21 protein-coding genes are annotated in these 21,076 nt (G+C 47.5%); 10 read left to right on the top strand and 11 right to left on the bottom strand.

Going from position 1 to position 21,076, the window contains the following annotated elements; translation table 11 throughout:
- Positions 1-146: 146 nt before the first annotated feature.
- The 5 genes from LLG09_02300 to LLG09_02280 all read right to left on the bottom strand — a co-directional run bounded on the left by LLG09_02300 (position 147) and on the right by LLG09_02280 (position 3,732).
- Positions 147-1,808 carry a diguanylate cyclase gene (locus tag LLG09_02300; GenBank protein ID MCE5195950.1) on the bottom strand — a complete coding sequence of 554 codons (1,662 nt, stop codon included), beginning with the start codon at positions 1,806-1,808 and terminating at the stop codon, positions 147-149.
- 86 nt (positions 1,809-1,894) lie between these two features.
- Entirely contained in the window at positions 1,895-2,017 is a 123-nt protein-coding gene (locus tag LLG09_02295) for a cyclic lactone autoinducer peptide (protein ID MCE5195949.1), read from the bottom strand.
- The gene (locus tag LLG09_02290; protein MCE5195948.1) at positions 2,014-2,661 is read right to left on the bottom strand and encodes an accessory gene regulator B family protein; all 648 of its coding nucleotides are present in this window, start codon (positions 2,659-2,661) and stop codon (positions 2,014-2,016) included. Before LLG09_02290 ends, LLG09_02295 begins: the two co-directional genes overlap by 4 nt.
- The gene (locus LLG09_02285) at positions 2,630-3,151 is read right to left on the bottom strand and encodes a hypothetical protein (protein ID MCE5195947.1); all 522 of its coding nucleotides are present in this window, start codon (positions 3,149-3,151) and stop codon (positions 2,630-2,632) included. Before LLG09_02285 ends, LLG09_02290 begins: the two co-directional genes overlap by 32 nt.
- Positions 3,152-3,165: 14 nt before the next feature.
- On the bottom strand, positions 3,166-3,732 hold the full coding sequence (locus LLG09_02280; protein MCE5195946.1) for a DUF5317 domain-containing protein: 567 nt from the start codon (positions 3,730-3,732) through the stop codon (positions 3,166-3,168).
- Between the two features lie 383 nt (positions 3,733-4,115).
- Here LLG09_02280 and LLG09_02275 point away from each other — a divergent pair, with 383 nt between their 5' ends.
- Both LLG09_02275 and LLG09_02270 read left to right on the top strand, forming a co-directional pair.
- Positions 4,116-4,907: a GDSL-type esterase/lipase family protein gene (locus LLG09_02275; GenBank protein MCE5195945.1), complete on the top strand. Its 792-nt coding sequence runs from the start codon at positions 4,116-4,118 to the stop codon at positions 4,905-4,907.
- Positions 4,908-4,944: 37 nt separating this feature from the next.
- Positions 4,945-5,448: a DUF4358 domain-containing protein gene (locus LLG09_02270; protein MCE5195944.1), complete on the top strand. Its 504-nt coding sequence runs from the start codon at positions 4,945-4,947 to the stop codon at positions 5,446-5,448.
- A 370-nt stretch (positions 5,449-5,818) separates the two neighbouring features.
- On the opposite strand, the gene LLG09_02265 is transcribed toward LLG09_02270, so the two are convergent.
- From LLG09_02265 to LLG09_02255, 3 genes are all read right to left on the bottom strand, one after another.
- Positions 5,819-6,367 (bottom strand): GNAT family N-acetyltransferase, encoded by a 549-nt coding sequence (locus LLG09_02265; protein ID MCE5195943.1) that lies wholly within the window; start codon positions 6,365-6,367, stop codon positions 5,819-5,821.
- Positions 6,368-6,414: 47 nt separating this feature from the next.
- The gene (locus LLG09_02260) at positions 6,415-7,305 is read right to left on the bottom strand and encodes a phosphatidylglycerol lysyltransferase domain-containing protein (GenBank protein ID MCE5195942.1); all 891 of its coding nucleotides are present in this window, start codon (positions 7,303-7,305) and stop codon (positions 6,415-6,417) included.
- A gap of 76 nt (positions 7,306-7,381) precedes the next feature.
- Positions 7,382-8,944, bottom strand: coding sequence for an AAA family ATPase (locus tag LLG09_02255; protein MCE5195941.1), 1,563 nt, complete (start codon positions 8,942-8,944; stop codon positions 7,382-7,384).
- Positions 8,945-9,104: 160 nt separating this feature from the next.
- On the opposite strand from LLG09_02255, the gene LLG09_02250 reads away from it, so the two are divergent.
- From LLG09_02250 to LLG09_02240, 3 genes are all read left to right on the top strand, one after another.
- Positions 9,105-9,938 (top strand): DegV family protein, encoded by an 834-nt coding sequence (locus tag LLG09_02250; protein MCE5195940.1) that lies wholly within the window; start codon positions 9,105-9,107, stop codon positions 9,936-9,938.
- Between the two features lie 205 nt (positions 9,939-10,143).
- Positions 10,144-11,286: an aldo/keto reductase gene (locus tag LLG09_02245; GenBank protein ID MCE5195939.1), complete on the top strand. Its 1,143-nt coding sequence runs from the start codon at positions 10,144-10,146 to the stop codon at positions 11,284-11,286.
- Positions 11,287-11,466: 180 nt separating this feature from the next.
- Positions 11,467-12,501: an S-layer homology domain-containing protein gene (locus LLG09_02240; protein MCE5195938.1), complete on the top strand. Its 1,035-nt coding sequence runs from the start codon at positions 11,467-11,469 to the stop codon at positions 12,499-12,501.
- Positions 12,502-12,582: 81 nt separating this feature from the next.
- Here the strand turns inward: LLG09_02240 and LLG09_02235 are convergent, their stop codons facing one another.
- Entirely contained in the window at positions 12,583-13,044 is a 462-nt protein-coding gene (locus tag LLG09_02235; GenBank protein MCE5195937.1) for a GNAT family N-acetyltransferase, read from the bottom strand.
- 388 nt (positions 13,045-13,432) lie between these two features.
- Between LLG09_02235 and LLG09_02230 the strand changes: the two genes are divergently transcribed.
- The 3 genes from LLG09_02230 (at position 13,433) to LLG09_02220 (ending at position 16,499) form a co-directional block, all read left to right on the top strand.
- Entirely contained in the window at positions 13,433-13,624 is a 192-nt protein-coding gene (locus LLG09_02230; GenBank protein ID MCE5195936.1) for a hypothetical protein, read from the top strand.
- A 26-nt stretch (positions 13,625-13,650) separates the two neighbouring features.
- On the top strand, positions 13,651-14,943 hold the full coding sequence (locus tag LLG09_02225; GenBank protein MCE5195935.1) for an amidohydrolase: 1,293 nt from the start codon (positions 13,651-13,653) through the stop codon (positions 14,941-14,943).
- A 377-nt stretch (positions 14,944-15,320) separates the two neighbouring features.
- Positions 15,321-16,499 carry a hypothetical protein gene (locus LLG09_02220; GenBank protein MCE5195934.1) on the top strand — a complete coding sequence of 393 codons (1,179 nt, stop codon included), beginning with the start codon at positions 15,321-15,323 and terminating at the stop codon, positions 16,497-16,499.
- A 120-nt stretch (positions 16,500-16,619) separates the two neighbouring features.
- On the opposite strand, the gene LLG09_02215 is transcribed toward LLG09_02220, so the two are convergent.
- Positions 16,620-17,285: a glycerol acyltransferase gene (locus LLG09_02215; GenBank protein MCE5195933.1), complete on the bottom strand. Its 666-nt coding sequence runs from the start codon at positions 17,283-17,285 to the stop codon at positions 16,620-16,622.
- A gap of 362 nt (positions 17,286-17,647) precedes the next feature.
- Between LLG09_02215 and LLG09_02210 the strand changes: the two genes are divergently transcribed.
- Both LLG09_02210 and LLG09_02205 read left to right on the top strand, forming a co-directional pair.
- Positions 17,648-18,634 (top strand): carbohydrate kinase, encoded by a 987-nt coding sequence (locus LLG09_02210; GenBank protein MCE5195932.1) that lies wholly within the window; start codon positions 17,648-17,650, stop codon positions 18,632-18,634.
- A gap of 31 nt (positions 18,635-18,665) precedes the next feature.
- Positions 18,666-19,391, top strand: a complete 726-nt coding sequence (locus tag LLG09_02205) for a D-lyxose/D-mannose family sugar isomerase (protein MCE5195931.1) — start codon at positions 18,666-18,668, stop codon at positions 19,389-19,391.
- A gap of 547 nt (positions 19,392-19,938) precedes the next feature.
- Here LLG09_02205 and LLG09_02200 read toward each other — a convergent pair.
- Positions 19,939-20,835 (bottom strand): CPBP family intramembrane metalloprotease, encoded by an 897-nt coding sequence (locus tag LLG09_02200; GenBank protein ID MCE5195930.1) that lies wholly within the window; start codon positions 20,833-20,835, stop codon positions 19,939-19,941.
- Between the last annotated feature and the right edge of the window lie 241 nt (positions 20,836-21,076).

The following is a 21,076-nucleotide window of genomic DNA, read 5'->3' as shown; positions in this document are numbered from 1 at the left end:
TTGACTTCAGTAACTAAGTTACAATCTGAAAATGAAAGCAATGAACAGCACAGTTCCGTCCGGGGGATGACATGGCAGCCGAAATTGCAAAAAAAAAACTTCCGAACCGGACTTTCACCCGCTCTTCGGAAGTACTTTTTGCTTTCTTATAGAATGACACTCTTGACAACCTGAACGAAAAGCCGAACGGCATCCGGATCGAATTGTGTTCCGCTGCACCGTTGCAGTTCCTCAATTGCCTGAGCATGCGTTTTTTTCAGTTGATATGGTCTGACGGAAGTCATGGCATCGAAGCTGTCAATCACGGTCAGCAGCCTGGCCAAAGGATGAATTTCTTCTCCCTTTAAATTGTTGGGATAGCCTGTCCCGTCAAATTTTTCGTGATGCTGCAGAATAATCGGTATCACGGCCTGCAGAGGCTCTATGTTTTTGATGATCTCTGCCGCATTCCGCGGATGATTTTGCAAGATATTCCATTCCTCCGGTGTGAGCTTCTCAACCTTCATCAGAATTTCTTCCGGAATATTTATTTTCCCGATATCATGCAAATAGGCAGCATAAATAAATTGCTTCCTGTCTATATCGCTCATCCCTTGCTGATCCGCCAGCAGACTACAGTAATAAACCACTTTTTCGACGTGCTGGTAGGTGTATTTATCCTTGGCATTGATCACGGCGATCAGTGTCTTGATCGAAGCGACCATCGCTTTATCGGATTCAGCCACTTCATTCTGCAGTTCTTCCAGGATAGAGTAATAGGACTCCACCCGGTTTTTAAGCAGAAATTTCGCCCGGTAACAAGCATCATCGGCGCATTTTAAAAGATCTGCTTCGGACGTAATTTTAGCGTTCAGGGAAGAAACCCCGATTGATATGGTCATGGTACCCCCGGGTAAATTTTCTTCTCCTTCAAATTCATATTCATGCACAGCTCGGCGCAGCGCTTCCGCTTCCTGCAGCGCCTGCTCTTCTCCGCTTCCGGGCAACAAAATCGTAAATTCCTCACCGCCATAGCGTGCGATGATACTTTTTTGCGGCAGTGTCTGGTTCATCAGTACCGCCAGTGTCTTGATCACCTGATCCCCCTTTTGGTGACCATAAAGATCATTGTAATATTTAAAATCATCAATATCAAGAAACAGCAGGGAGAGCGCACTTCCATCGGCTTTACTCTTTTTTACCTGTTCTGCCAGGGCGTCATAGAAAAAACGATGATTATTCAAGCCGGTTAAACCGTCTGTATTGGCTAAATTCGCTAAGCTCTCAATATGTTTTTTGCCTAAATCGACATAAAAGCTGATGGTCCAGGAAATGATCAGAAACACGCTTGCCAGGACCAAATCACTCTCAAAATAAGAGTTGACCCCATTTGCGGGAGCGCAAACCAAATCGGTGACAAGCACAATCAATGCCGACAAGCCGGAAATGGTGAGGCTTGTTTTCATATCGCACTCAATGCTGGTGGATATAATCACGAGCACAAACAGAAATTTATAACTGCTCTCATAACTGCCTGTCAGGATTACTGATAAAAATGCGATGGTGAGTGAAATCAGCGGACTGATCCAGGGTTTGATCCTATAGTCATCGCTCATTTTAGTCTGAATATAATACAATAACATATATATGCCCAGCATCGTCAATAAGATGGCAACCAGCAAAAAACTATAGGTGAAAAAAACGGCAGACGCATTAATTTTGGCATAATATTGGAAAAAAGCGATGGAAGGAAAACATAAAGAGGCGATTTTAACAAGCTGTAAAATTTGATTGATTTGTGTTTGCTTTTCTTTATCAAGTTCAGACATGTCAACGCCTCCTTAAAATGACCGCGAAAAATGACCGCACCAAAAGAGATAGGAGGCTTCTGAAAAAGCCTCCTATATGGGTTTTTCTACTCTTCTCTCAAAGATTCTGGCTCCTCCGGCTGATAAGAGAACCACCAGCAGGCAGAAGTAGCGAGAGCGGCTGCCATGATTGTAGAAACAGCAGCAATGATCCCATAGAACTTCTTCATAACTTGTTCACCTCCTTTTTTTGCAATCGTAGATCCAGGCTGTGAAGCAGGAAGGCTCCCGGGGAGGTAAGAGTAAAGATCTGCCAAATAACTCCGAACAGAAGGCTTATCCCATATGAGGCGTAAACCCCATCATCACAGCCGGCAAGAAACAGTGCAATCGCTAACAAAAAGTAAACAGTCAGGATGATAAAGCTGCCCTGCCTCATTCTCTTTTTCTTTTTGACTGTTTTAATCGGCTTATTGGGTGAGTCTACCGGCGCAAACCGGTAGACAATAAGGTACGAAACGCCAAAGATGACGGCGGTGAGCAAAAGCTGCAGAGCGAGATTGTCCGCCGTGGAAAAATATCTTTTGGCCGCGACTGCTGCGGATGTGCTGTAGACAACACTGATTGCATTGCATAATTCCGCCGAACCTGCGTGAGCGCCGCCGCTGTATTTTCGCAATAAACCAACCGCTGCGCAGACGATGAGGGCTTCCGCCGGCGCACCGACCAAACTTCCAAAAAGCAAAACCAAAGCAAAGGTGATGATAATCTGTACGAGCCCGATCAAACCATAAGCGATTACCGCTTCGCGTTCGGCATCGTAATCGAGCGACCGGGCGACATTAGCCGCCAGTTTTCTTGTTAGCTTCTCCATGTTCGTTTTTCCTTTTTTCCAACCTCGTTAAAATAACGTGGGAAAGGACTATAAAAAGAGCAAGAAAAATCGAGGATGGAATGGTTACTAAACTTTGTGTTAATTCCGACCCGAAATTAAGTAACTCTTCCGCCTTGCTCTGACCATAAATAGTATAGAGAATCAGCATATTTAGTATTTCTGAAATCATGACAAAGGTCATAATCAAAACTGCAGAAACAACCGATTTAACGACCTTACCCAACTGGGTTTTATATGTTAATTGAAAAAGTAAAATCATTGTTAACAGTGATATCATTGTGTTCACACCAAGTGTGATTGGTAAAAATCTAATCAGGTAGGTCAGGATGACATAAACTGAGCTGAGAAGGAAATATTTCTTCGCATCAATTTTCGTACCGGTTAATATATGTAAAGCAAGCATCATGAGAAAACCTTCTGGTATCCCTTTTATTATAAGCTGAGTCACACTAATCGCAATTCCGTCCAAATTGTTCCATCCTCTCATTGATACCGTTTTGTCTGCCTACTGGAATAATGCTGATGAGCGGCTTTAAAAATTGCATAAAGCATAAGAAAAGTAAACAGATGGATAAAGACATCCCCGGGGCTCAGAATACAATAACCAAAGTCAATATAATCGGTCAGCAGTTTATAGCGGGTCACATCACTGCCCAGAATGTGCACACCGTCCGCGATCTGAAAGGACTGGGCTGTCGCATAACCGGTCAGATAAGACAAGCTCGGATAAACCGGCATCAAGCCGCCATTCTGCGCCATAACAAACTTATTCAGCATGGAACCGATCCCAATACAAACCGATCCGACGATGGCCGGTGTGTATAGCCGAAAGGCAAAAATGGCAAAAAGGAACGATAAAATGATGATCGGTTCTACGATTGGTACGAATTGCAGAAAGTAATAAGTTCCGAAAAAAATGCTCATCTGGAAAAAAATCAAGATGCCCTGCGTCAGCAGTACAGGATAAAATGTCCAAGTGTAAAAAGCATATTTCAAATTGTAGTGTCTGAATTTTGCCAGGCTCATCGCCGCAATCAATTCGATAATCATTTTACTTCTGGCTCCCGATTTTTTACATATGAGTTTATTATAGCTAATAGTGAGAACAATTACAAGCTCTTTTATAGTTATTTAAGGAAAATTTTCTGGAATTAAGGCAACTCTTATTTTTATACAAAAGCAAGCTCTGAAATTTCCCGCTCTGATTCAATCAGGCATCCGGGTGATTATGATCATCACAGGTACAGGATCCGCTTCTCTTCTGTTTTTCCAGTAACCGTTGGTTTGATGCCATAGACAAAAGCGAAATTCTTACAATATTTTGCTGCAAATCCTCTGGTCATCCTGCTTTGCTTTGTGCTATACTGAGGATAATCTGAAGTTTCCCTACCTGTTGCTTTTGTCGTTTCGCCCGGGAGGTGATTGCCACAAATATGAAATATCAACATAAAACAGAGCGCCGGTTTCATCCCATACGGATCATCACGCTGCTATTGCTCTGCCTGATCCCGCTGTCCTTATGGCTGCAAGCCGACGACTCTTTCAATCATGCCGAGCCCGCTGCCATTTCCTACTTAAAAAAAGATCGAAGCGCTGCTTTGCCCGAACGACCGGCGAATCCGTTAAAGCCAAGTTCCGCCCCGGACGTTACAGCCTTGCCGGCAATTGACACCACGGAAATCAGTCAGGACCCTATCTTTCAAACAACCGCTTTTATCGGTGATTCCATTACGGAAGGGCTGCAAATTCTGCCGCCCTTTGATACGGTAGCAATTATGGCCGGGCGCGGCTTAACTTTATTGCAGGCAACGGAGAACTTAGCGGATTGGCAGGCAGGGAATCCGGCGGCTATTTTTATTCTGCTTGGTATCAATGATATGAATTACACTTCCGTGGATGCGGCAGTCTACTGCAGCCGCTATAATGATTTGCTTGACGCGTTAACTCAATATTACCCTGACAGCACGCTTTATGTGCAGTCTATTCTGCCAGTCACAGCGGATTACGCCAGCACACTGATCAACAATGAAAGAATCACTGAATTCAACAACGCTTTAAAGAAACTATGTGCTGAAAAAAAAATCACCTATATCGATATCTCTCTGCCTTTCTGCTTAGCGGACGGCAGTTTGAACCCTGAGATGAGTCCCGATGGTCTGCACCTTTACTTTCGGCAGTACGGCGTCTGGCTGGGGCTGTTGAAGCATACCCTGGAGGATTCTTAAGTCCAATTTACCGAATGATGAAAGCGAGTGTATCTTCATGAAGCGATTTCTGCGCCTGGTTTGTTGTTTCTTCATTTTAGTTGTTTTAGGCTTCGGTGGCTGCGTAAAAACCAGCGACCCTTTGTCAACGCCTTCTGCGGCTGCAAAACCGGTGGACTTGGCACAACTGGCAGCCGACATCATTGAGGCTGCTAAATTTCCGGAAATGCTGGAGTTGAGTGAAACACGTCTGCAGAAATTTTTCGCTATCGATCCGGAGCTGCTGGACACCTTTTCTATTTATCTCTGTGCGGAACCCATTCTGAGTGATGAAATTGTTTTTCTGCGTTTAAAAGACGCCAAAGATATGGATGCCGTCAAAGAGATAATTGAAGCCAGGCAGGCGGCCCAAAAAATCAGTTTTGACAGTTATTTGCCCAAAGAAGGCAAAAAACTCGGCGACGCTTTATGGTTTCGTTATGATACCGATTTACTCTACATCGTTGCGCCGGAAGGCGGCGCAAAAGCGGTCACCGCCGCAGTGGAAGCTGCTTACAAGTAGAATAACATAGGCATAAACAATCCCCCGTTTCCGGTGAAGCCGCACCGAAACGGGGGATTGTTTATGCGCCTCTGTAAATTACCATTCAGTTGTTTTTTGTTTGCAGCAGACCCAAATAAGCATAGGCAATTCCTTCGCATTGCCCCATCTGCAAAGGGATGTCGTACGATCAGGCCACGCTTCGCCCTTTCTTTCAGCAGACCGCCCCAACCATGACACACTTGCTGTTGCAGTTTTGGCTCCGTGCCTTAACGTCGGCATGCTTCTTTCAGTCGGCTGCGTTCACACACCCCGCCGGCGATCTGTTCAAGAAAAAACAGCGGCCACTAAGGCTTGGTCTCTTGCAGAAAACCATGGGCTGTCGACAGTTTCAGCTCTCCGGCGAAACCATTGCATTCTTCCACTCTTCTTTTAGCAAGCCGTAATTCAGCAAATCATAGCGGATTCCTTCGCGCAGCACGGCCTGGCGCATCGTGCCTTCCCGCACAAAACCGCAGCGTTCATAGAGCGCGACCCCTGCCAGATTGAAAGGCAGAACCTGCAGCTGAATTTTGAATAAGCCCATTTTTTCAAATCCATACCGGAGCAATTCACGCATCGCAGCTTTACCGTACCCTTTACCGCGCATGCCGGCATCGCCGATACCGATAAATAAGGTTGCCAATTGATTCTCTTTATCCCATTCATCATAGCCCAGCCAGCCGATCAGCTTGCCGCTTTCCCGTTCGCACAGAGCAAAAGCCACCGCTTGCTCATTGCTTAAATAACGCATCCAGGTGCTGAGAATTTCCAACAAAGACAGCGGTTTCGGCGGCAGGTAATCATAAGTAGCCAAAAAAGCAGAATCCTGCAGCCAGGCAGCAATGGCAGGAAAATCTTTGGCCGCCAAAGGGCGCAGTAAAATCTGACTTTGACTCATCAAACATCCTCTCCTTTCCAGGCCGCATCCTGCGGATTCTGCGATTTTTAATTTACTTTCCGGATATAGTATTTTTTCACCATTTTGATCGGATGATATTCGGTCTTTACTTTTCGCAAACCTGCATCGCCAACATCTTCCTGGCGATTGACAAAGCGCTGCTGTTGAAAATTCGTGGCTAAAAAATACTGATTGAGATAGGCATAGGCGCCGCGGCAGGTCGGATCCGCCTTTTCAAAATGGATGACCGCCATTTCCTCCGTCAGTTTTTCGCCAATTGCAAAACCTACGACCCGGTCTTCGGCGTACACAGCAATACTCTTGAGCTGCAGCTGCTCCTGCAGCACCATAGCCTCGTCTATGGCGCAGCGTTCGGCAATCAGCTCGGAATCCGCCAGGCCTTTGGCTTCTTTCCAGCGCTGCAGCAGATGATAACAGTCGGCATGAACCTGCGGTGTTGAAATTGATGTTGAGGTTGGCTGATATCGTTTGACAAAGGTATTGCAGTGATTTTTCTGACCATGATAGCGGCGTCCGGACAAGTTGATCAAATCTTCGACCAAATAAACATATTCAAAGTCATCACGATCGGCAATCAGCTCGATCGAATCTCCCATCATTTCCTTGAGTTCAAAGGCAAAATGCTCATCCACTTCACCATATAGAAAATCGGTGGGACGCTCAGCCTGCAGCTTACGCGTTATTTCCGGCAGATCTGCTTTCTGATAGCCATAAGGCGGGTGATAATAGCTGCCAAAGTCCTGCTTATGATGATAAAGGATCAATAAGTCTTGATCGATGGCGTACTCCAAGTGCGTATATTTCCGCCAAAGATAAAGAGTGGCAAAGGAGGTTTCGTAACTATCGCGCACCGTCCTGCTGAGAAAGGAATCAAATAAAGCTTTGTCTTCCGGACGCGGCTGCTTCCAGGTTAACATCCAAACATTACTCCCCGTTCTTTCATTTCATTGTTTCTTTCGACATCGGTCTGGAGTTGTCCCGGGCGAATTCCCTTTAATAATTCTGCGATACTCCATTTCTATTATTCAATGCCCGCAGGAAATGTTCCTGCCCGACAGTCATCAATGCGATTTCCTCATCACTTAAATCGGGAAGCAAATCCTGACTGCCGATTGTGATTCTTTCTCGAATACATAATAACCCGGCGTCACGGCAAAGAGAAGCCAGCTCCGCTCCGCTGAATTCCGGTGTCAGTTCGGCTAAGCGCACCAGATCGACATCCGATCGCAGCGGCATACCGGCGGTATGAATGCGCAAAATATCTTCCCGCCCCGCCTTATCGGGAAAGCCCACCTCCAACTGCAGGTCCAATCGGCCCGGACGTTTCAAAGCGGCATCCACACTCTGCGGTCGGTTGGTTGTGCCGACAACAATCACATTGCCGCGGTCTACCAACCCATCCATTAAAGACAATAATTGGGATACGGCTACCGCCTCATAATGCAGGGTAACCTGATCCCGATCGGGTGTGAGGGCATCCACCTCATCAAACAAGATGACCGATGGCGCCTTTGCTTTTGCCTCCTCGAAAATCCTGCGTAAATTCGCTTCCGTTTCGCCATGCCACTTGGAAATCAATTCCGGACCGTTGACAAAAATAAAATGTGCATTGCATTCATTGGCAAGCGCCTTGGCAAGCAGGGTTTTACCTGTTCCGGGGGGACCGAAAAGCAGAATCCCCCGGTGCGGTGTAATTCCCAGATGCTGAAACAACTGCGGCATTTTTAAAGGCAGCTCCACATTTTCCCGTACCTGCGCGATGACCGAATCGAGTCCCCCGATTTGATGATAATGGATCAGAGGGATATCTCTCTCTGCCATGACAAGATCCGACTCTGATTGATTGCTGTGATTTTCACTCTTAGTCGGCGCGTGTGCCGCTGCAGCCGCAGCCGGCTGCTGCAGCGGTCGGCTGCTCGTCTGACGTTTTTCCACACCGATAATTTGAAAGCGGCCTTTCACCCAACCTTGTTTATAAATCCATTGATCGTCTTGCTGTGGGTCAATCCGGCTGGGTAACTGTCGGACAATATCATCAATCCGGGATCCATCCAGCAAGGGGCAGAAGCGAGCGTTGCTCTTTTCTAAATAATAATCAATTCGCTGACGCAGCTTGATTTTATCGACAATGAAAATCTTCTCCCGGTTGAGACTGCCGTACTGGAACCAGCCCAGATGATTCGCTTCGGAAATCGGAATAAAGCGGCAGGGAAAAAGCGGAGTGTAACCGGCACTCTGGGCTGCATCACCCCAGCACCAGTTTTTTTGGCTCAGCCGCACCCCTTCGATATAACAGACGATCGTCTCTTGTACACTCTCATATGGCACCTCAACACCATCGATTAAATGCTGACTGCCTTTCCAATTGCGCACCAAAGCCCAGAGAGCCCGATAAGATTCCACTGAATCCAAGGCCGAGTAAGTGACCGAATGACGCTGACCGTCCGAAGTCTGTAGTTCTGCATAACTCTTTTCCTGGCGGGCTAACGCAATCGCTTCTCCCAAATTCTGGCTGATACTGGCCGGAAATAAAATAGTCATCATCAATAAGCGCATAGAACACGTTTCCTTTCTGCTTGAAACCCCAAAAAAGTCATACTTTTAGGACTAGTCAGCTCCGCAAAAATCGTATATAATGCAATTGGTTGGTTCTCTGATCACAAACTTATCGGGTTCGCTTGCCAGATCAGGCGGCCCTCGGAAGGAGGCCTTGGCAATGTCAGTACGCGTCCTGGTAGACAGCACCTGCGACTTGCCTTTGAATCTGCAGAAAAAGTGGGATATCGGCGTTGCGCCTTTGTTCGTACAGCTTGGCAAAGAAAGCTATTTGGATCGAGTCGATTTAAGCATCGATGATTTTTATCGCTGGTGTCGGACTCATACTGAGCTGCCGAAAACAGCCCAGCCGTCGGTTGGCAATTGTGAAAAACTGATCCGGGAAAGTCTGGAACATTATGATGAAGTGATTTGTCTGGCAATCTCTTCCGCCCTGTCCGGTACCGCGCAATCCTTTCGCCTGGCAGGTGAGGCATACGGCAGCCGAGTCACTGTCTATGATACGCTGTTCGGTTCTCTAGGTGTTGCCCTCATGGCTGTGAGAGCAGCCGAAATGAGTCAAATGGGTCTCTCCACCTCCGATATTCTTTTAGAAGTCCAGAACTTACGCTCCGAGCTTTGTGTCTATGTCGCTCTCGATACCCTGGAATATGCGGTCAAAGGCGGCCGCGTATCGCGTCTGTCCTATCTTGCCGCCAATCTCTTCACCATCAAACCGATCGTGCATGTTGATGTTGACGGATCTGTCAAAGTGAAAGAAAAAGTCCGCAGTGAAGCCAAAGCGCTGCGTTATCTGATCAATGTGATGAAAGAAAAATACGCAGGCACGCGTCCGCAGCGAATTGGAATTGCACATGGCGACTGTGAAGAACGGATGTATGCCTTTCTGCAAATGGTACAGGACGAACTGCATCCCTTGGAAATCATGCTCTCTGAAATCGGTCCGGCAATAGGTACCTATGCGGCACCGGGAGCTTTGTTGGTCGCTTTTTAAGAAAAGATACGGTAAAGTACAAGTACATTGTATTATACACCGGATCAATCTCCGGATAAAGACTTGCGGAAAAGAAATTTAGATGTTATAATCAAAACTACCGGTTGTTGCGAATCGCTCGTAACAACCGGTTTTTCAAGGCGAAGGAGTTTATGCTGCGATTGCAGAAATATGTCTCATCATAATCGAAAGGATGTGCCTTCAGATGCAATATCGTGAATTTGGCAAAATCAACTATCATCCCTCTCTGCTCGGTTTTGGCTGCATGCGCCTGCCGGTTGTCAATGGAGAGAATAAAAATATCGACGAGGCGGAAGCAATTAAAATGATTCGTCACGCCATCGATCAGGGCGTCAACTATGTTGATACCGCTTACGGTTACCACGGCGGCAATTCGGAACTGGTCGTGGCGAAAGCCCTCAAAGACGGCTATCGCGCCAAAACGGCGCTGGCTACCAAGAACCCTACTTATTTAGTGGAATCCGCCGAGCACTGGGATCAACTACTGGATGAACAACTGCAAAAACTTGATGTGGATCAGATCGATTTCTACCTGCAGCATACCCTGGATGCTGAACTCTGGGGAATAACCAAAAAATATAAACTCTGGGAACGGGCGGAAGCCGCCAAGAAAGCCGGCAAGATCAAATATTACGGCTTCAGTTTTCATGACTCTTATGAAGTATTTGAAGAAATTATCAACAGTTATGCCTGGGATTTCTGTCAGATCCAAATGAATTATCTTGATACCGAACGGCAAGCCACTCTCAAAGGTTTAGAATTGGCAGCCAAAAAGGGAATTCGCGTCGTGATCATGGAACCGCTGCAGGGCGGACGCTTAGCCAATTTACCCGATGACATCGCTGTACGCTTCGAGCAAAGCCCGGTAAAACGGACTCCGGTGGAGTGGGCACTGCGCTTTTTGGCAAACCGTCCGGAAGTTGCCCTGATCCTCTCCGGGATGACCACGATGAGTCAAGTGGAAGATAATCTGCGCATCTGCAGTCAGCCTGATATGGTTCCGGGATGTATGACAAAAGACGAGTTGAATTTATTACAAGAGATTTCCGCTTATTGGCACTCCAGGCTAAATATCGGCTGCACTGCCTGCCGCTACTGTATGCCCTGCCCCAATGGAGTTGATATCCCGGCGATCTTTGCCGCCTGGAATCTCTTTGGTTCTTCCAATCCGGGTGCCGTCCGCGATGCGCGTAAAGCCTATCAGGAATTGGTCACCAACCATGCGGATGCTTCCTGTTGCATCGCTTGCGGAACGTGCGAAGCAGCCTGCCCCCAGCATCTGTCCATCATCCTAAAATTGCAGGAAGCGAGAAGCGCCCTGCAATAGCCTTGAAAAAGCAGCGTTTCTCCTTGCAGCCACTCGCGCCCGGTTTTGGAATATTGTCCTCAACCGGGTTTTTTTTCAGTAATTTCGCTGAGCCCCGGGAACAAAACAGCCGCAAATGCAGTCTAAACAAAACAAGACGGTGAGAAACCATCAGAATAATTCGAAGGAGAGAGAATCCCTATGAAAAAAACTGCATTTACTTTGCTGCTTGTGCTGGCGATGCTGCTCACATCCTTTCCGATGCTGGCACTCGCCGAAGAGCCAGCCGAATCGCCGCTGATCATGCCTGTCATGGCTAAGAGTTATCCGGATCTTCCCGGCTCCTGGTATGAAGCTGAGGCAACCCGGTTCGGCTACCCTGAGATTTTTGCCGATGCGGATGGTCTCTTCCACGGCGATCAGGCTATCACCCGCATGGAATTTGCCCGCACCTTGCACAAAGCCCTGGGAATTGAGATCAACTACCTTGCCGCCACCGACATTGCGGAATACTTTAACGATGTGCAAAACGATGATCCCGGTGCCGGTGCCCTTTATGATCTGGTAACCGCTGGCATCGTAGAAAAAACCGACAGTTTCCGGCCAAACCAAACCCTGCAGCGCCAGGAAATGATTCATTTGATCATCAATGCGCTAAATTATATCACCGAAGGCAAATATGCGGTCATTCTGATGATGCCGGCGCCTTTCAACGATGACAGCAAAATCAAAGAGGAGTATCGGTCAAATGTAATCACCGCCGTGCTTTTAAAATTGATTTACGGCAGAGGCGAAAATATGCTTTATCCCACCGCTCCGGCTCTGCGCGCCGAAGGGGTTGCCGTTATCAGCCGTTTGGTTACTCTGTTGGACAGTTACAAACCACACTTACAGGCAGTCGCTGCTATGCAGGTAGAGGACAATTCCTTACGCATGTCGCTCAGTCTGCATAACAACACCGATCAAACCATCACAATTGAACACTCCAGCAGTCAGAAATATGATTTCCAGTTGCTTGATGCAGCCGGTGCCGTGCTTTATACTTGGTCGGCCGACCGTTCTTTCCTGCAAGTGCTCTGCAGTACGAAAATTGCCGCCAATGAAACCATCGAATTCAGCGAAGAACTACCTGCTGAAACCTACAACAAGCTCAAAGCAAAAATAACAGGGATCCGGGCCTTTCTGACCGGCAGTTGCGTGGACGCAACGATTGATCCGAATGGCTATCTCGGATAAAAACACTTCTCTGCCCAACAAGCGGCGCAGACTCAAATCGTTGAAACGAGTCTGCACCGCTTTTCTTTTTTGGGATTGCTCCTATTCGATTTTCATTTCCATATGGATTGATCTCGCCTGCATACCCAGTTTTTCATACCATCTGATCGCATCCCGGTTCTGCGAAGATACGGACAATTCGATGCTGCCGCAGCCGTTGCTGCGGGCAATCTCTTTCAGGAAGAGAACCATCTGAGTCCCAATCCCCTGTGACCGACAGAGCGAACTCACCGCAATCGCGTCGATATCAAGTACTTTTCTCTCGTGCATAATCGGCAGTTTGACATTTCTGAGATAATAAACCGCATAACCCACGATTTTTCCGTTAATTTCCGCCACAATCACCGCTTGTTTACTGGATAAATCCCGAAACGCCTCGAATCCGATGACCTCTGCCACTTCTTTATAAATGTCCGGCCGCAAATTCACATGAATCTGCTGTATTTCCTGCGCAATTTTCTCTGTCTGTGCATAATCCTCAAAGCTTGCAAATCGTATCGTCATCCGATTACCTCCTGTCATACGCTTGATTATCAGATAAAGCAGCCGCAATGGGAACCTTGTTTTCGCACAAGTGATTGTCTGATCAATCACAACTGCAGTATAACCTATTTTCCCTTTTTACAAAACAAGAAGTTTTCAGCAGAGAAATTTCCATCATCCTGCACTACTCATTACCGCGTAAAAACATATTGGCAATCCTCCTCTTTCCTGCTATACTACCAGTAACGAAATATGGGAAGGAATCTGATCGGAATGGATATTCAGGAAATGAAAGCCAGGGTCTGTCAAGCCATTAAATATCGTTCCCGGCGCTGGCTTCACGACAGATGCCAATGATGTCTCCAGTCTTCTGCCCACCGTGCATGCTGCCGTTGGCGGAGCCGTCGGAGTGCCTCACAGTTCCAATTACGAAATAGAGAAACCGGATTTAGCCTGCATTGTGGCGGCGAAAATGAGGGCAATGACCATCGTGGATCTGCTGACCGATGGCGCAGCCAATGCGTTGAAAGTCAAGGCCGAATTCAAAGCTCGCATGACCAAAGAACACTATCGCAAGGAATGGCGCAGGCTCAACCTTTAAGCGTACAATCAGAAAGGAAACCTAAAATGGAATTACAAGAATTAAAAAACCGTGCTCTCGCTGCCGTTGATCAAAATGCCGATCGGATTATTGCGATCGGTGAATCGATCTTTGCCGAGCCCGAGCTTGGTTACAAAGAGTTCAAGACAGCCGAAAAAGTCAAGCAAGTCCTCCGGGATCTCGGTTATTGTTACACCGATGGGCATGCCATCACCGGTGTCATCGCTACAGCCAAGGGTAAGGAATCCAAGATAAAAATCGCTGTGATGGGAGAACTCGATGCCGTTGTGGCTCCCGGACACCGCTGCGCCGACCCGCTCACCGGCGCGGCTCATTCCTGCGGTCATTTTGTTCAAATCGCCACGATGCTGGGTGTGGCTATGGCTTTGAAAGAAAGCGGCGTGATGATCGATCTTTCCGGCGATGTCGTCTTTATGGCGGTGCCTGCCGAAGAAGCGGTCGAACTGGAATACCGCAACAGTTTGATTCAAACCGGTAAAATCTCTTTTCTGGGCGGCAAACAAGAATTCATCAAACTCGGGCTTTTTGACGACATCGACCTCATGATGATGCAGCATACCATGATCGGTGATACCGTCACGGCCGGCGGCCCCGGCGGTATGGGCTTTGTAGCGAAAATCGTGCATTATCTTGGTAAAGAAGCGCATGCTGCCAGTCCGGACCAGGGAATCAACGCCCTCAATGCCGCCAAACTCGGCTTGACGGCGATTGATGCAATCCGTGATACCTTCAAAGATGAAGACGGTGTGCGCGTGCATCCCATCATCACCAGAGGCGGCAACCTGGTCAATGTGGTGCCGGCCGATGTTCACATTGAAACCTTCGTCCGGGCTCGCAGCTATGACGCCATCAAAGACGCCAGCTTCAAGGTCAATCGGGCACTCAAAGCCGGAGCGGACGCCTTGGGTGCCGAAGTAAAGATTTTCGATCTCCCCGGCTATATGCTGGCGGTTGAGGAACCTTTCTATAAATCTCTGTTTGAAAAAAACCTGCAGCAGCTGGTAGCGGCCGACAAAATCAAACCCGGAGTCGGGTTTACGACCGATGCCAACGATGTATCAAACCTGATTCCTACGGTTCACGCTACCTTTGGCGGAGCTGCCGGTATCGGGCATAGCTCTCACTATGAAATTGAGGACAAAAATCTGGCTTATATCACCGCTACCAAAGCAATGGTCATGACTGTGATCGATCTCTTAGCCGACGGCGCTGCCAATGGGATCAAAGTAAAGGAATCCTTCCATGCTCCGATGACCAAAGAACAGTACTTGCGCGAATGGGGACAGCTGAAAAGCTAAGCAAGCCGCTGCAGCTGCCTTCTGATCCTGCTGATTTGTTTGAATAAATTCATGGAAAGAGCCTGCTTTCTGATCCGCTTGGGGTCAAAAAGCAGGCTTTTTCTGGTTAAAAAACTTTTCCCGGGCATTCCGCCCGGAAGACTAATTCGCATTATGATACAATCAATCAGTATTTTCTTTTATATAATATATTATATAAAATTTATTGCGGCATATATAAGGTATTACTTCATTATTATATACTTGACAAATCACATTACATCTGTTAATATCAGATTAATTTCACGGATATACTTCTCGTTCGGTATGGATCCGAGCGAACAGTCAATCTATCCGCAGGTAAATTTCAAATCCGTTCTGTGAAGGAGGCTCTAAAAATGGAAAATCAATTTTGGGATGAATTAACCATCAGCACATCCTCAAGAATCCGGGAATATTATAAAAACGAAAACCGGGCAAAGAAGAAAGCCTCTTGCTTTATTCTAAAAACCATAGCGGAAATTTCAGCTGAGAGCCAAGACATAAGCAACCATATCCTTGACACTGCCGAACAAACCAATGCCGCCTATATTCCGGTTGAAATTTCGCAGGGCAGAAAACTACTGCCGGCTTATGCCTTTTTAAGAGTACTCCAGACTCAAGGCACCCCACCCACTGCGGAACAGGAGAAAGCACTTGATGTTTATTTCCGAGAAGCAGGCTGCCTGGGCTTCAGTAAATATGATTTCATTGCGGCAGCCGGTTCGGATAATCCAACCAGAAAACAAATTGAAAATCTGGTCGGCATCATAGATCATTCCGGCGGTTCATTCTGGCAGAATTTCCTGCAGAATATCCAAGCCAGAACAGAAGAGGAAGCCGCCTTAGCCGAGCTGATGAATGTGTTTGCGGCGATCACGATGCGTTTTTCTGTTTTGGGCGAATTAAACTGCGGAACCGCTACGGCTATCTGTGAGGATTTCCTTCATGCCGTCAAAAGTCAGGCTGAGAAATGCCGCAGCTTACCGCAATTCGATATTGAGCTATTGGGAGAAATCACGTATCCGGAACACTATCAAAGAATGAGAAAGATCATTGCAACCGTGAGCGGTAACTGCTTTTTGGATGAAAAACACCTCTGCTCTTCTTTTGATTATTTTGGCGTAGGTTTGCTTACTACATTTTTTGAAAAATGCAACTGCCTTCCGGCAGACTGGCCCGGGTTGCTTGATACCGTTATGAAAAATTGTCAAATTATTATTGGCTTGGATGGCTATCATGTCGCCAAAGAGATCGACCAGCCAGGCACTCTGCGCAAGCAAACCTATGACTATGTCAATCAATGGGGTGAGAATGAGACAAACTTCTGGAAACTGCTCATCCTGACCGCCAGGAAAACCAATCGGGAAAACATGCCGGCCGATTTCTTCACAGAATGCACGAATTTTCTGAGCGAATTGCAATCTGACTTGTGTGAGTATTATACCAATTTTGCTTGTGATTCTTCCATCGGTAAAACCTATATGGCGGAAACCATGCAAAAAATCAGGGCCTATCTCACGAGTATTGATAATTGATTTACATCATCAACAGTGCGTTAATCAGATAAATCCAAATGAAAGGTGTTTGACTCAGCGCTTCGGCTGACGAGTCAAACACCTTTGCTGCACTATTTTATAAAATACCGGGACAAATTGTTATCCACCGCTGATCTTTGCCTGTATCTGATCCAGAATCGATTCTTTCTGGTCCAGAAAATCGATCCCATCGGCAAAGCATACCGCTTCTCCCACCACAATTTCACGAAGTTTCTGATCCAGCCGCAGCGGCACAAACGGAATATGTTTGCCTGTCTTGTTATAATAATAACGTTCCAGATAAAGAAAACCTTCATACACCTTGCGGACTTCGGCATTCGTCGCGGTATAATCAATATCCGGAAAAATCAATACCGTATCACCGGCGATCAGCGCTTTCAATGTTTCTTTGATGGTTCGGATCGACTCCATCGAATTGCGATAAACCGGAATTGCTCCCATGGAAGCCATCAAATTCACTACAAAGGGGCTGATAATTCCAGACACAGTCCGCGCGGCCCACTTTGGCCAGCCAAAACGTTTGTGAAAGGTATAGTCTGCAAATTGCCGATAACAGGCTTCTTTTTCCATAAAAACGTTTAACACCCAGATGCGCAGATATTTCGGGTACCAGGCGATGACATTTGTCGGTCCCAACATGTTATTATGACGACAGATAAAAACCGCCGGCGACGGGACATCAAAATCGCTTTTTATTTTATAAGTTGGAATGAGAATTCTGGCAATTTGACGCGCCACCCGAGATAACCTACCGTACTCGCTCATAGATAGTCCTTTCTACCCCAAAGACATGGGTGCCAGCGAAAATTTCATTAAAACCGCCGCTGGTTTCTCCACTCAAGCTGATTTTCAAATTCGCCGTCGCCGGCTCGCAATCCTTGCACTGATTTTGCTAAAAACGGCCGTCAAAGGCTGCGTCACCTTAATTGTTTAGAAGTAAATTAAGAAAGACGATCGTTCAGACAAAATAGAACAATTTTCCATAGAATATTTTACTGCCATGCAACCGTTAAAAAAGGTTCGCGCAACGAATCCGCGGCAGCACGCAACTTCCTCAAAAGGGAAAACCTGCCGCCTTCTCGAATGCAATGATCAACGAATTCAATGAGACAGATGAGGTGATGTTTTTGTTCGATATAACAGCCATCGGTGAATTATTGATCGACTTTACACCCTTGGGAGATCGAAGTTATCGCGCCAATCCGGGCGGCGCTCCGGCCAATCTGCTGGTTGCCGCCGGGCGGCTCGGTAAAAAAACGGCCTTCCTTGGGATGGTTGGCACGGACTTTTTTGGCGATCTGCTGGAAACAGACCTGAAAAGTTATGCGGTCGATACAAGCGGTCTGCAGCGTACAGAGGAATCCCCCACAACTTTGGCTTTCATACACCTGGCTGAGGACGGTAACCGTTCTTTCTCTTTTATCCGCCATCCCGGTGCCGACACCTTGCTGAGCGCCGATCAATTGGATTACCAGCGCATTGGTCTGGCCCGTTTGCTGCACTTCGGCTCCGTTTCGCTCACGCATCAGCCGGCACGGGACGCTACCTTGGCGGCGGTTCAATTCGCCCGCTGCATGGCAATTCCCGTCTCCTACGATCCGAATTTTCGGCCGTCGCTCTGGTCCAGTCCGGCAGAAGCCAGCGAGCAATTGATCAGCGGCTTATGTCTGGCAAATATTGTCAAGCTTAATTGGGAGGAACTGGAATTCATCACCGGCACGAGCGATCTGAGCCAGGGCAGCACGGCAATTCTCAGCAAAGGTCCCGAACTCGTTTTTGTGACACTGGGAGCGCGCGGCTGCGTTTACCGGACCGCCGCTGGTTTTGGTTATCTGCCGACCTATGATACCTGCGTAATCGATACCACCGGCTGCGGCGACGCTTTCTTCGGCTGCGCCTTAAGTCTGCTGCTGGATGAACAGAAACCGTTGGCGGAGATCCCGCTCAGCCGTATTGCGGAAATTGCGGATTATGCCAATTGTGCCGGCGCCCTCTGTGCCAGCAAAAAAGGCAGCATGGCCGCCATGCCAACCCTGGCGGAGATCGAATGTTGCCGCGCCGGGACAGCGAAGCTGATTTTCCCCGATCTGCCACACCGGCTTTTCGGCATTTGACTGCCGCATTTCAAAAAAGGAGGATGCTTGTATGCAACGTTCCGAAATCAACCGGCAGATCCGCCGGGCTTTGCAGCTCTGCCGGCAGTACAATTTTGCTCTGCCTCCCTTCGCCGCCTTTTCGCCGGCAGAGTGGCTGAGCAAAGGCGCTGAATATGATGAGGTGCGCGATAACATGCTGGGTTGGGATATTACCGATTATGGCTTGGGAAGGTTCAACGAAATTGGTTTGACCCTGGTTACCCTGCGAAACGGCAATCGCAGTCCGGAGCGCTATCCGAAACCCTATGCCGAAAAAATACTGATCAGCGAAGAAAACCAAGTCTGCCCCCTGCATTTTCATTGGTTCAAAATGGAGGATATTATCAACCGGGGCGGCGGCTTTTTAATGATGCGGCTCTATCATGCCACAAAGCAGGATGCTCTGGCGGATACGCCGGTTCAACTGCAGCGGGATGGCAGACACTGCTCGCTTGCGGCAGGCGGCATCGTCCGCTTGGCGCCGGGAGAAAGCATTACCCTGCCGCCGCGTGTTTATCACGCCTTTTGGGCGGAAAAAGGCCACGGTCCGGTACTGATCGGTGAAGTTTCGCAATGTAATGACGATACCACAGACAACCATTTCTACGAGCCGGTCGGACGTTTTCCCACCATTGAAGAAGATGAAGCTCCCTTGCGTCTGCTCTGTTTTGAATATCCGGCCGCGAAAGTAAAAGCAAAATGCGAGCGCAACTTCAGGAATTGCCGCTCTGATTAGCCGCAGCCAATCGATTTTTACCGGCGCGAAAGGACCCGGATGGAACTAAAAATTACCCAATACGGCGCCGGGAATAAAACCGGGTCCGCAGTGATCATGATAGGCAGCGCCGTTCTTAGCCGGATGACAAGAATGCCGGTTTTGGGGCGGCGGTAGCCCTGCGTTTGGTCCGGACAACCGGGCAGCTTACCGTCGATCCCTCTGTTTTGCTGAAAACGGAGGCTTGTCCCAGGAGCCGCACCGACCCGATCCTGAATGGAGCGACGGGCCGCCCCGCAGGGGTACGAACCTTGCGGTCTCCTCTGAAATTCCCGACCGTGTGCCGGACAGTGAAACGACTGCTGCCGGCAATAAAGCGGAATAGCTGCGTCGTTAACGTCTGCACTGCTTTTTTTTATTCATATTATGCCAAAAAAAGCGCTGAATGCCGATGAAGAAATTTTCATCGTAAAACAGCGCTGGCGTTTTGCTTCAAGCGAGCAGCAGGCTTCCGGAAAAACCGTCTCAGAACTGAGATCCTGTTGCAAGTGAACTTGTTTTTCGCTAATCAGGAGGGAATTCCCGGTAGACTTGCCTGAATAAATAATAAATTTGTCATGATAAAAAGCACAATCAAACCAATCATTCGTTTACTGGCAAACAACTGCCAATATAAATTTCTGTCCACCTTATCATTCCGAAAAAACTGCCGGATGGCAGCTCGCTTTTTGAAGATGATCAAACACAGAATAAGGAGCGCCAGCAGGCCCAAAAAAAACATAAAATACTGCGCTTGCAAAAAGAAATGACTGTCCGGCAACGATTGAAAAAACAGAGCAAACGCATTATTGGCCATATGGAGCAGAATCGACCAGGATATTGAATATCTCAGAGCGACGTAGCCAAACAGCAAACCGGGGAAAAAAACCCCAAACATTGAGATGATATTGCCATGAACCAAAGTAAATAAGAGTGTCGTCATACCAATGGAAAACACAGGGCCAAATTCCTTCAGCTTTTGCAGAATAATGCCGCGGAAAAGCAATTCTTCCGTAATGGGAGCCAAGAAAATAACAGTCAGCAGCCGCGCGGGCGAAGTTACTGCTGTGCTGTTGTTGAGAAGATCAAAATTGAAATTATAGTTGAACCGACCCAAAACATTCTGAACGATGGTTGCGGTCAGCGAACTGAAAAATACATTACCGAAAACCAGCAGCAGAAGAAAGCCACAAAACCGCTTGATCGTAAAACCGGAATCGTTGCTTACGGAAATCACGATTTTTTCTTGTTTGATTTTTCGATATAACCACAGACTTGCTGCCAACTGCGGCAGGAGATAGGCCAATTCTGTCAAAGAGGCTATATTCCAGCGCCGGGCGATCCACGTGAGGACACCTTCAACAAGAATGAGTATGATAAAGTAACCCCAAATGGCAGAACCGATCTTTTTCCCGATTTCCTTCATACTGTCAATTCCTCCTAGTATAATAATGTCATAGCCAATAAGACTGGCTATGCGGGTTGTAAACGCTTGATGGTTTCTGTAGACACCAGGCTGATAGTAACCTAGATTCCCGGAGACTCATAACGAGGTAGGCGGTTCAACATCCAGAGCGAGATAGATGGCCTTCTGTTTTTCTAGTATTTCACCCACTCTTAGCTGGCTGCCTGGAGACGAGAAGCACTCAATGACATCCAATTTGTCC

It is taken from the genome of Negativicutes bacterium, assembly GCA_021372785.1.
In the GTDB taxonomy this organism is placed as follows: Bacteria; Bacillota; JAAYKD01; order JAAYKD01; family JAAYKD01; genus JAJFTT01.
The sequence above is the reverse complement of the archived record's forward strand: the minus strand, read 5'-3'. Positions and strand labels throughout refer to the sequence as shown.